Origin of the sequence: Lachnoclostridium sp., assembly GCF_031997925.1 — a bacterium.
Classification (GTDB): Bacteria; Bacillota; Clostridia; order Lachnospirales; family Lachnospiraceae; genus Lachnoclostridium.
On record NZ_DAMADT010000006.1, the window covers coordinates 71,748 to 84,316 of the forward strand.

The following is a 12,569-nucleotide window of genomic DNA, read 5'->3' on the forward strand; positions in this document are numbered from 1 at the left end:
GAGAAGCTCAATAACATCCATTCTAAATCCACCGATGCCTTTATCTATCCAAAAATTCATAGATTTCCAGATCTCTTCTCTAACTTTAGGATTTTCCCAGTTTAAATCTGGCTGCTTCTTGCTAAATAAATGCAAATAATATTGTCCTGTTGTTTCATCCCATTCCCATGCACTGCCGGAGAAAGTAGAGCCTAAATCATTCGGTTCATGACCATCAATCGGATCTCTCCATATATAATAATCCCTGTAAGCGTTATCTTTCGACTTCTTTGCTTCAATAAACCATTTATGCTCATCGGATGTATGATTAGCAACCAAGTCCATAAGAATTTTTATACCTCTTTTATTTGCTTCCTTTAAAAGAAGCTCCATATCTTCTAAAGTACCAAACTCATCCATGATATCCTTATAATCGCTGATATCATAGCCGTTATCATCATTTGGGGACTTAAAAACAGGACTTAACCAAATCACATCTATTCCTAGATTCTTAAGATAATCTAATTTTTCAATAATACCCTTCAGATCGCCTATTCCATCTCCATTACTATCATTAAAACTTCTTGGATATATCTGATATACAACCGAACTGTGCCACCATTTTTTTACCACGTTAATACACCTCTAGTCTTCCTATTTCTGTGTTTTGTCAATTAATATAAACTGTGTTATTATCATTCAATACACACTGCATTATTATCATTCAATACGAACTGTGTTTTTGTCATTCAACGACTCTGTTTTTGTCATTTAATTAAAATATTTTTTATTACCAATGTGATACTCTCTGCTTAATATTGTCGGAAGATTGTGCTAAGGATGACGCAAGCACAGTCTTCTGTTTAAAAGAAATTAAAGATTTTTTTCTACTTTCTCAAGTTTAGCAAAAACTCTTAATAACTCGCTGACACTCCAAGCTTGCGCAAAGCACCCTTGAGATATCGTAGGATTTTCTCCGTCATATATCTCTGCAATTTGTCCGATACAGCCTTCTCTCATACAAGCTTCTAAAGCTTCCAGCTGTTCTTTTACCCTATTAGCAGCTTCTGGTCTATCATCATTTACTTTAAGATAAGCCAAATAATAAGCACCTAAAGGAAATGACCAAACAGTTCCCTGATGATAAGCCATATCACGATTAAAGTGTGAACCTCCGTAAATGGCTTTAAAGGCTTTGTCATGTTTACTTAAGCTGCGAAGTCCATATGGAGTATATAAGGTTTCATATACTTTACTGACAACCATCTTCTCCTTTTCCTTATCCAATAAAGAAAATGGTTGGGATACTGCCCATATTTGGTTACAACGAATTTGATTGTCCGCATCTTCTCCCGAAACTAAATCCTTTAAACAATGCTCGGATTCATTCCAGAATTTTTCTGAAAAGCTGACTCTTACTAACTCTGCAAGTTCTTCATACTGGATGTCTTCTCTACCTAATAATCTAGCAAACAATCCCATGACTTTTAAGTCATTATACCAATAAGCATTGATTTCAACAGGTTTGCCATGTCTTGGGGTTGGTAATATATCTTCAAACCGAACATCCATCCAAGTTACCTGTTCCAATCCACTTCCGGCCATGATTAAACCGTCTGTATCCATTTTAATATGATAATCCGTGCCTTGCTTGTACCATTTTATAATATCCTCCATAATGGCATATGCCTCCTCTACAAAGGCAAGGTCATTACTTTCTAAATAATACTCATATACAGCACCAATAAAAAGGAGTGAGGCATCTACTGTGTTATATAAAGGATCATTACCACCTTCCGGGAACATGTTCGGCATTAAGCCTTTCATACAATACTGCATAAAGGTACGGAATATACTTTTCGCTTCTTCATACCGCTTTGTAGAGATGCAGCAGCCTACCATGGAAATCATCGTATCTCTTCCCCAATCAGCAAAGAATGGGTATCCTGCCATAAGGGTTTTTCCTTTGGTGGAGTCTCTATCAACTAGAAATTGGTCCGCACTTTTTACTAATTGCTTCCCTATTTCGTTTTTTATTTCAGACTGATTTACAAGACCTGTCAGTCTTTTCGTTTCATTTTCTATCATATAATCTATGGTAGTATCGATTTGATTTGTACTATATATAACTTCTAATACCTTTTCATCATAAGCTGTTACTGTTACGGAAATATTATGATTTGACGCTGTCGCACCAATTGCATCGCGTCCGTCTCTTGCATCATAACCATAATATAAATCTTTTGTATATTGTGCAGGAAAACCAGCAACTGTTCCGTTGGTCTTATAGTTTAACTTAATACCATTACTTGTTACCGTATTATCGTTATGCTCAAAAATTTGATTTGTACTTAATGTATCTCCTTTAGGAATAAATTGAAGCTGTGGTGTGATTGTTAATTTAACTTCTTTGTCCATGTTATTATGAATCACATAACGTATGCCAATTGTATTCTCACCATAAGCCATTAAGACAGTCTTCTTTATCTCAATCCCCTCTACCTGATACACCCAAACCGGATAATATTGAAAAGTAAATTGATTTAAGTATTTAAATCCCATTTGGGTTTTAGCATGATTAACATATTCCTGACTGGACAGACTAAACTTTTCTTTATCCAGTTCAATTACTTCATCCATTCTTGTAATTAAATGATATCTATGATTGGGTGCTATCGTACAAGCCATTAGTAGTGCATGATCATTACGGCTGTTAGAACCAATCATGGTAAGAGAAGAATAACCGCCTAATCCATTGGTTATCAAATAACAGTTTTCCTGTCCCCTGTCTAGTGTCTTCCAGTCATTTTTTCCATATATAAATTTCATTTTTAACCTCATTCCTGCGCATCTTTTTACAGATCATATTGCACAACTTTTTAAACAATGTTTTTACACATCTTTTTTGCGCATTCTTTTCACACATCTTTTTTTTATTATTTTCATTCTCAGTTCTATCTTTATATTCCTTGAACCTCTCTTAAGGTAATATCCTTTATTTCTTTCAACTTTCATCGATACTATCTTTTATTTTAATATAACTATGGAATATTTAGGCATTGATACAACGCCTTCCGACATTGTAACAGCATTTCCATCCACGGATAAGTATCCTCTGATATTCAAATCTGAAAGACCTGCATCTTTTAACGAAATGTTCGCTGGTTCTGTATTAATATTATAAAGAATCACAATTTCACTATCTTTATATACCTTTTTAATTGCGCTGATATCTTTTGTGCATAGTTCTTCAATTACACTCATATCTCCTCTTGCAATTTCCGGGTTCTCATTACGTATTCTCACTGCCCTCTTATAGTAATTATAAAGTGATAGAGGATCTTTCATTTGCTCATCTACAGGAGGCAACTTCTGCTCTACAGAGTCTGCATTAACCGGCGGAGTAGTAATTCCCTTGGTATCTGCAACTGACCACTGCATAGGTAACCTTTTATTCTCATCCTTGCTTCCCATACTATTCATACCGATTTCTTCACCGTAATAGACATATGGACTGCCATTCATGGTCAATAACATACCAGCTGACATTTTCATTTGATCTTCATTATTGATACATTGGGCAGATATTCTTGTGGTATCATGGTTGCTGATAAATGGAGCATCGATAAACTTAGAGTTACCCTTGCTATATTCCTCATTTAATCGAATCAAAGTTTTAGCAAAATCTTTTCCAGAAGAAGCACCCAATCTTCTTGCTGTGTTTGTAATTAATCCATTGTGTTGGGAAAGTGGGAAGTTAAATAAACTTGGAAATCCGCTTTCATAATAAGCTGCTATAGTAGCCTCTCCCTCCCAGACTTCCGCGACAATATAGGCATCTTCTTTCACACTTTTTACATAGTCTGTAAACCACTTAAGTACTTCAATATTTCTATCTTTTTCCCCAGAATAATATTCTTTCGCTGCATCTAGACGGAATCCGTCTACACCAAGATCAAGCCAGAATTTAGCTATATCCTCTAGTTCTTTTCTGACATTTTCATTTTCCAGTGCTAAATCCGGCATCTGATCCCAAAAGACGCCTTCGTAATACCAATCTGAGTTTCCTGCCTTATAGTATGTTTTACTACCATTGTAATCTTTCGTAAAATGATAGTATCCTATATAAGGACATTTTTCTAAATCCGGTTCTTCTCCCTCTTTCAAGCTTTCCAGATAAGAAACTGCTTCTAAAAACCATGGATGTTTTGATGAGGTATGATTGAATACATAATCAATAATTAAATTAATTCCACGTTTATGGCATTCCAAGATCAACCTTTTAAAATCGTCTAATGTTCCATACTGAGAATCAATATCGTAATAGTCCGTCACATCATATTTATGATATGTGGTTGAGGGCATAATAGGCATAAGCCAAATCCCGTTAAAGCCCAAATCTGTATCCGTCTCATCATTGCCATCATTAATATAGTCTAACTTGGATATAACACCATTTATGTCTCCAATGCCGTCACCGTTGCTGTCATAAAAAGAGTAAACAAATATTTCATAAAAATTACGGTAGTTATCATCAATTATATTTAAATCCTGCACATAATCATAAGGAACAACTGCCTTAGTTTCTTCCTGAGACATTTCCCCTTCCGGTGTGACTTCAGCATTTTCTTCCTTTTCCTTTTGACTATCTTCCTGATTTAAGTCAGACGGATTCTGATTTATATCAGCCTTTTTACACCCGCTTACCGCTAACAGGACAAACATAAGACAGCTTATCAATAAAATTCTCTTCTTCATCACCAATCCTCCTCCAAGATACCGATGCAAAGCGAATAGTTTCGCGATTTTCTTTACAAAAATTTTTATTATCACACTTGGATATAAAAAGAAGTACTGAAACGAAAGCTTTACAGTACTTCTTTTACTATTCTTTAAAGCGGATACTCAAGCTCCGAATGTTATAGCATAATTATATTTTTTTATGATTCAATCAGTTTTAACCTTTTACGGCACCAGATACACCTTCTACATAGAATCTTTGTATATTTAAGAAAAGAATTGCAATTGGAATTGATATTAATACACAGCCTGCAAAGAACTGGGTATAATAATATTCAACGAACTCTTTCTCTAACATGGTCCATAAGCCAATGGCAACGGTATAATATTTTCTATCCTGACCAAGGATAACTTTTGCGAAAATGTAATCTACCCATGGTGCCATAAAGGCGTTCAAAATAGTTATAACAATAATCGGTTTTGATAAAGGTATTGTGATTTTACGAAATACATCCCATTTCGTTGCTCCATCAATAAATGCAGCCTCATCAATGGTTTTAGGTATGGTATCAAAAAAACCTTTTGCCACTAGGAAACCTAACCCTGCGCCACCCGAATATACCATGACCAGTGCTACTAATTTAAGGGGTCCCGCTTCCAGCATACCGAATCCCTTTAATATAAAGTAAATCGCATACATGGACATGAAACCAGGGAACATTCCTAAAATCATGGCAATATTTAAAAATTTCTTACGCATTTTAAATCTTAATCTTGACATAACATAAGATACACATAATACAAAGAATGCAGAAAAAATACAAGTGAAGATAGCTACAATTAAAGTATTGATAAACCATCTGCCAAATGTTAAACTGCTTGCTTGGTTAAAAAGATTTTTGTAATTATCCAGTGTATAAGCTCTTGGGAAAATATAGCTTTTATATTGTCCAGCTTCTTTACGTAGCGAAGTTAATATTACAAAGAAGATAGGTAAAACCCATATAAATCCAAGGACGGCTAAAAACACATGGACAATAAAGTTAGTAATTGATTGTCTCATTTTCATAGTTTGTCTTTTCATTATTGGAATGCCTCCTCATCTTTATAAGAACCTGTACGACGATAGGTTAATAATGTTAACGTTGCCATTATAATAAATACCAAAATACTGATAACGGCACCAAGGTTGTAGTCTTTATTTGTAATTGTCAGTTTATATAACCAGGTAACTAACAAGTCTGTTTTTCCAGCATAATAATAATCAAGTGATTCAGGACCGCCGCCTGATAATAAGAATATAACGTTGAAGTTATTAATATTACCAGCAAAAGCAGTAATTAAAGTTGGTGTAGTAACAAATAACATGTAAGGTAACGTAATTTTAAAAAATGTAACAAACGCGTTGGCACCATCTACTTTTGCCGCTTCATACAACTCTTTTGGTATGTTTTGTAAAATCCCAGTGGTTGTTAACATAGTAAAAGGTACACCAATCCAAATATTAATACAAATAATTGTTATCTTAGCCAGTGTTGGATCTGTAAAAAATGGTACGGACTGAGTAGTACCAATAACTCCAATTTGTCGAAGCAATACATTAACAGGTCCATTGGCATTAAAAATTGTTCTCATTGTAAGTAAGGATACAAATTGAGGCACTGCAATGGATAATGCAAAGATAAATCTCCAGAATCCTTTCATTCTTGTGCCTTCACGATTGATTAGCATAGCTAATAGCATCCCTAAAATATAACAGGTAAATGTAGCAAAAATTGCCCAAATAATTGTCCAGCCAAGAACTGGCCAAAATGTATGTGATAATTTACTACCTTTTGAAAACATGGCTATAAAATTATCAAGTCCTACCCAGCTAAATAAATTTCCTGGTGGCTGATGATTTCTATCATAACTGGTAAATGCAATTAAAGCCATAAAAAACAGAGGAATAATAGTAAAGCATAATATTCCAATCATTGGTGTAAATAATAAAGTCTTATGAAGATTTTGTTCCAGTAAGGAGCTTAAATCATCTTTAAAGGTTGGAACAGGTTTTCCCAGTTCAATTTTTTTCTGAGTACCATAAGCACTCTTTACAGAAGTTATTAAAAACAAAATAAAGCCAAGAGTTAGAACTATGGTTATAACACCATATAGCAGGCACAACATGGAATTATCCCCTGTTACATACTCATAAATCTGTTTTGCTTCATTAAAAACCTCCTCCTGTACTCTGGTTCCTAATGTCATAAAGTTTTTAATTGAATTTAAACCAAAACTTATCATGTAATAAATATAAGCAATTTCTACGGACAGCATAATTAAACCACGGATAATCTGCTTATGAAGAAGATTGCCTAAACCAAAGATTACTGCAGACAGTTTAGTAATTCCATTTCCTTGAATAAAAGCAGTTCTAAAGTTTACATCTCGTATAGAAGTATTCATACTTGAACTCTTTTTCTTTTTGCCAGGCATAATCCAACTCCTTTTCTTAAGATAGAAGGGGGAGCTGCAAGTTATGCGCAGCCACCCCATTTACAATATTTTATTCTAAAATATTAAAATCAATTTATTGTAAATCTTATTCTTATCTTTATAATCGTATCACACTGTTTTTATTCTACTTTTAATGTGGAAACAAAGGTATCTAATTTTTGTTGTACATTATCTTTATTTAACGCACCGCTTCTGATTTCAGTAGCGATACCACCTGCATTTGCCCAGTATCTTGAACTGAATTCTGAGGATGTAGGCTGCATTACAGATGCAACATTAGCTTCTTCTACAATAACTTTAGCTACTTCGTCTGCCTGAACTGCTGCTGATTCACCAGCTTTAAGGTTTGTAGGAACCTGACCAGTTTCTTCAAAACGTTGTAATTGCATTTCTTCACTTCCAAGGTATGCAGCAAAAGCTACTGCTACAGCAGGATTAGCTGCATGAGAGTTAACACCGATTGCTTTGGAACCGTAGAAACTCTTTAACTGATAGTCATTACCATCTGGATTAAATGTTGGAATTACTGCTAAACCTAAATCATCGCCTAGCGCATCTTTGTATAATTTATAGTTCCAAGAACCGTCAAACCAAGCACCGATTCTATGATCTCCTGCTAATTCGGATAAGGAAATTTCGCCATCAAAAGCTGTTTTTGGATTCTTAATTAAATCGATTAAGTAATTTGTTACAGCAACACCTGTTGCATTGTTCCAGTTTGCACCTGCTGCAAAATCTGTCTGGCTATCACCATAGATTGATAAACCTGCACCATAGTACCAAGCACCTAATTTCCAGCCACCTGCTGATTCAAAATAGAAATTGTATACATTAGAAGGAGTTTCTTTTGCCATAATGCCTTCAATGGATTTAATATCATTATCGTTTAAAAGTGATTTATCATAGTACATAAAGAATGTGTTATGTGTAAAAGGAATTGCATAAATAGCATTATCTACTGTTACTGTGTTAACAACTGATTCAGCCATAGTTGTCTTAACCATCTCTTCTGTAGATCCACCAAGTCTTGCAATTGCACCTGCTTTTACAAGCTCATTTAATTGATCGTTAGCAAAGAAGAATACGTCGCCTGCTGCTCCAACATCTTTTAAGATTTCATCTTTTGCTGTATCTTCACCCTGTGTTTCAATAGTAAACGTAATGTTCCATTCTGGATGTAATGCCTGGAAGGATTTTGTCATAGAATCCATTGTTCCATCCTTGATCTGATTTTCAGGTGCCCATACTTTTAAAGTAACATCCTCTGCTTTTGCAGGTGTTTCAGTTGCTTTAGGTGCCTCTGTTGCTTCTGTTTTTCCGTTTTCTGTTGATGGGGTTTCTGCTTTTTTACCACAGCCAACTAAAGAAGCTACTAATGTGGTAACCATTAATAATCCAACAAGTTTCTTTTTCATAAATTTACCTCTCCTTTAAATTTAATTTTAAGATGACTTTCGTCATTAAAACTTATATCATAAAATGCCCTAAACATATATGTTCCTTACAAAACATGTTTTACATATAGCACATTTTTATTAAAACACGTTTTGAACATAACATGTTTTTACATTTTACTTCGTTATTGATAACTACTTATACATTCCAAATATCCTGATTGTACTCTAATATAGTTCTGTCAGAAGAGAAGAATCCAGCTCTGCTGATGTTTTCTAACATCATTTTTGACCATTTTTCTCTATTTTCATAATCTGCAATTATTTCTTCTTTTTTCTGAATGTATTCTTTAATATCTAACAGAGTCATAAACCAGTCTTTGTTGATTAGTTCATTGAATAGGCGTTCTAAATTCTCTTTTTTACCAATGTTCATTAAGGTATCACTTACAATAAAGTCAACCATTTGACGGATTTCTTCATCTTTATTGTAGTAAACTTTCGAAACATAATCTCTGTTTTCATAATGTGAAATTACTTCTTCGCTGGACTCACCAAAGATGTAAATATTGTCTTCACCAACCAATTCTGCAATCTCAACGTTTGCTCCGTCCATAGTACCCAGTGTAATAGCCCCGTTAAGCATAAATTTCATATTGCCGGTACCGCTGGCTTCCTTTGACGCCAAAGAAATTTGTTCTGATATATCACATGCCGGAATTAATTTTTCAGCTAATGTTACATTATAATTTTCTACCATAACTACTTTTAGATAAGGATTCACATCTTTATCATTATTTATTAATTCCTGAAGACATAAAATCAAATGGATAATGTCTTTCGCAATAATATAAGCAGGGGCTGCTTTTGCTCCAAATATTAATGTAATTGGAGTTGCAGGTTTTTTGCCATTCTTAATTTCTAGATATTTATGAATGATATATAAAGCATTCATTTGCTGTCTCTTATATTCATGCAAACGTTTGATCTGAATATCAAAGATAGAAGTTTCATCAATTTCAATACCCTGAGTCTTGAACAAATACTCTTTAAGAGCTTTTTTGTTCTTATATTTAATATCAAGTAAGGTATTTAATACGGTAGTGTCTTCTTTAAATTTCAGAAGTTTTTCCAATTGGTTAGCATCCTTTTTAAATCCATCTCCAATTAAATCTGATAAGTATGAAGTTAAAGGATAATTACAGTGCATTAACCAGCGACGGAATGTAATTCCATTGGTTTTATTATTAAATTTTTCAGGATAAATCTTATAAAAATTGTTTAACTCATTTTGTTTTAAGATATCTGTGTGAAGTGCTGCAACACCATTTACACTAAAGCCATAGTGTATATCAATATGTGCCATATGCACTCTTTCCTGCTCATCAATAATTGCTACCGTAGGATCATCAAATTGTTCTCTTACTTTATTATCTAACACTTCGATAATCGGAAGTAAGTGAGGTACTACTTTATTTAGATATTTCACAGGCCATTTTTCTAACGCTTCTGATAAAATAGTATGGTTCGTATAAGCACAGGTTTTAGAAACGATATCAATTGCCTCATCCATTTCAATGCCTCGCTCCATAAGTAAGCGAATTAATTCCGGTATTACCATAGTCGGATGGGTGTCATTAATCTGAATTACCGCATAATCGTATAAATCATGCAGATTACTTCCCTTAAGGATGCACTCTTCTAAGATCATCTGAGCAGCGTTGCTTACCATGAAATACTGCTGATAAATTCTTAAAAGTTCGCCTTTTTCATCACTGTCATCCGGATATAAGAATAACGTAAGGTTTTTCTCGATATCTGCTTTTTCAAAGGAAATTCCTTCTTTTACTATGGATTCATCAACCGTTTCTATATCAAATAAATGCAGCCAATTCGTACGATTATCATAACCTGTAACAGCTATATCATAAAGCTTTGATTTTACTGTGAAATCCTTGAAATTTACTGTATAAGATTTATCTCTCTTTATAAGCCAGCTCTCATCTGTAATCCAAGGATTAATGGTTTCCTTCTGAAGACAATCTTTAAAAACCTGTCGGAATAATCCAAAATGATAGTTTAATCCAATACCATCCCCATTGAGTCCAAGTGATGCTATAGAATCAAGGAAACATGCTGCTAATCTTCCAAGACCACCATTCCCAAGGGATGGTTCTAGTTCAATGCTCTCAACTTCTGTAATTGATTTACCATGTTGTTTTAATTCTTCTCTGATTTCATCATAAATCCCTAAATTGATTAGGTTATTGGATAATAACTTACCGATTAAAAACTCTGCTGAAATATAATAAATCTTTTTATTTGTATCTTTCCTATATTTTTTCTCAGCCATTACTTTGGTCATTTCTAGTAAGCCAAAATATATTTCTGCGTTACTACATTCCTTAAGTGTTTTATTATACTTTTTCTGTAATATCTCTACTAACATTCCTGCTCCTTCCCTATGTCAAAATTACCGTCTGCTAGCAATTACGCATTCCTTTAAATTACCGATTTCTTTTTTAAGTTTACGAAAGCTATCTAATTTCCATTCCCAATTAGGTGAGCCTAGTGTACCAGGAGTATTAATTCTGGCTTCATCACCCAAATTAATTAAATCCTGTAACGGCAGGATTGCCATTTCTGCAATACTATCTAACGTAAGTCTTACAAATCGTTTGGAGATGATTCTATCGTCATAGCCTGATTTCTTAAGAGATTTTCTAATCCCATTCTGTGTTTTTTTATCCTGAGATAAATACCAGCCTCTTATCGTTTGATTGTCATGACTTCCTGTATAGATCACCATATTTTGGGTATCTTCAAAATTATTATTATTTTCATTTGGATCAAATGTAAATTGAACGATTTTCATTCCCTTTAATCCATAATGGTTTTTAAGCACATGAACTTCTTCCCTTAAATCCCCTAAGTCTTCTGCAATAATTTCAACTTCTGGAAACTTCTTAACGATTAAGTCAAACACTTCATATCCAGGTGCTTCTAACCATTCACCTTCCACAGCAGTTTCGCAGGTGGCAGGTATCTTCCAATAAGTATCGAAAGCGCGGAAATGATCAATACGGATAATATCAAACAGTTTACTGTTATAAGCAATCCTGTCTAACCAAAACTGATAATTTTGCTTTTTTAAATAATCCCAGTTATAGATTGGATTTCCCCATCTTTGACCAGTAGCACTAAAATAATCCGGCGGTACCCCCGCAACAAATGTCGGTTTTCCATCAGCTCCTAATAAAAAGCACTCCTGGTTCGCCCAGACATCTAAAGAGTCTATTCCTACATAGAATGGAATATCACCCATAATTCGAATGCCATTTTCATTCGCATAAGTCTTTACTTTCATCCATTGTTTGTAGAAGATATACTGGACAAACATTTCATACCGTATTTCTTCTTCATATACAGATACATCAAACTCTCTTGTTCTTATCCATTCCTTCTGTTCCTTATCCCATTCATTCCAACACTTTAATTCATTCTTCTTTTTTAGTGTAAGAAATACGGCATAAAGATACACCCATTCTTGTTTTATAAATTCCTTATAATCAGAATCCTCTGTAAAATTAAGAAAAGCTTCTTTTAAATAAATTTCTTTATAGTTTCTTACTTTCTCATAATCAACAGATTTACTATTTTTTTGAAACTTTGGCGGTTTCTTTGTTAATAAACCATCCTTATATAATTCATCAAGACTTATATAAATCTCATCACCTGCAAATGAGGAGTATGGCTGGTAAGGTGAACTACCATATCCCAAAGGATTAAGGGGTAATATCTGCCATATGTGAAAGCCACCCGTTTTTAATAAATCAATCAATTCAAAACTATAGGATCCCATATCACCAATTCCATGATTTGACGGTAAGGATGATAAAGGTAATAGTATTCCTGCTTCTCTCATAAATCTTTTTCTCCTTCAATAGCTAGCTAAGA

At 34.0% G+C, this 12,569-nt stretch carries 8 protein-coding genes; all 8 read right to left on the reverse strand.

The window, feature by feature from the left end:
• On the reverse strand, positions 1-612 hold a 612-nt coding region (locus tag RTP52_RS06280; RefSeq protein WP_312369936.1), incomplete at its 3' end, for an alpha-amylase family glycosyl hydrolase.
• Positions 613-852: 240 nt separating this feature from the next.
• Positions 853-2,808 (reverse strand): amylo-alpha-1,6-glucosidase, encoded by a 1,956-nt coding sequence (locus tag RTP52_RS06285; protein WP_312369937.1) that lies wholly within the window; start codon positions 2,806-2,808, stop codon positions 853-855.
• Positions 2,809-3,006: 198 nt separating this feature from the next.
• Positions 3,007-4,737, reverse strand: coding sequence for an alpha-amylase family glycosyl hydrolase (locus RTP52_RS06290; protein ID WP_312369939.1), 1,731 nt, complete (start codon positions 4,735-4,737; stop codon positions 3,007-3,009).
• Positions 4,738-4,936: 199 nt separating this feature from the next.
• The gene (locus tag RTP52_RS06295; protein WP_312106055.1) at positions 4,937-5,803 is read right to left on the reverse strand and encodes a sugar ABC transporter permease; all 867 of its coding nucleotides are present in this window, start codon (positions 5,801-5,803) and stop codon (positions 4,937-4,939) included.
• Positions 5,803-7,197 carry a carbohydrate ABC transporter permease gene (locus RTP52_RS06300; RefSeq protein ID WP_312106056.1) on the reverse strand — a complete coding sequence of 465 codons (1,395 nt, stop codon included), beginning with the start codon at positions 7,195-7,197 and terminating at the stop codon, positions 5,803-5,805. The genes RTP52_RS06295 and RTP52_RS06300 overlap by 1 nt, the downstream gene beginning before the upstream one ends.
• Positions 7,198-7,337: 140 nt before the next feature.
• Positions 7,338-8,633: an extracellular solute-binding protein gene (locus tag RTP52_RS06305; protein ID WP_312369942.1), complete on the reverse strand. Its 1,296-nt coding sequence runs from the start codon at positions 8,631-8,633 to the stop codon at positions 7,338-7,340.
• 178 nt (positions 8,634-8,811) lie between these two features.
• Positions 8,812-11,061, reverse strand: a complete 2,250-nt coding sequence (locus RTP52_RS06310) for a glycogen/starch/alpha-glucan phosphorylase (RefSeq protein ID WP_312369944.1) — start codon at positions 11,059-11,061, stop codon at positions 8,812-8,814.
• Between the two features lie 24 nt (positions 11,062-11,085).
• Positions 11,086-12,537: a 4-alpha-glucanotransferase gene (malQ, locus tag RTP52_RS06315; RefSeq protein ID WP_312369945.1), complete on the reverse strand. Its 1,452-nt coding sequence runs from the start codon at positions 12,535-12,537 to the stop codon at positions 11,086-11,088.
• Positions 12,538-12,569 lie beyond the last annotated feature (32 nt).

Coding starts and splice junctions, on each gene's coding strand:
- RTP52_RS06285 (WP_312369937.1), bottom strand. CDS start 2,808: ATGAAATTTATATATGGAAAAAATGACTGGAAGACACTAGACAGGGGA.
- RTP52_RS06305 (WP_312369942.1), bottom strand. CDS start 8,633: ATGAAAAAGAAACTTGTTGGATTATTAATGGTTACCACATTAGTAGCT.
- RTP52_RS06300 (WP_312106056.1), bottom strand. CDS start 7,197: ATGCCTGGCAAAAAGAAAAAGAGTTCAAGTATGAATACTTCTATACGA.
- RTP52_RS06310 (WP_312369944.1), bottom strand. CDS start 11,061: ATGTTAGTAGAGATATTACAGAAAAAGTATAATAAAACACTTAAGGAA.
- RTP52_RS06290 (WP_312369939.1), bottom strand. CDS start 4,737: ATGAAGAAGAGAATTTTATTGATAAGCTGTCTTATGTTTGTCCTGTTA.
- malQ (WP_312369945.1), bottom strand. CDS start 12,537: ATGAGAGAAGCAGGAATACTATTACCTTTATCATCCTTACCGTCAAAT.
- RTP52_RS06295 (WP_312106055.1), bottom strand. CDS start 5,803: ATGAAAAGACAAACTATGAAAATGAGACAATCAATTACTAACTTTATT.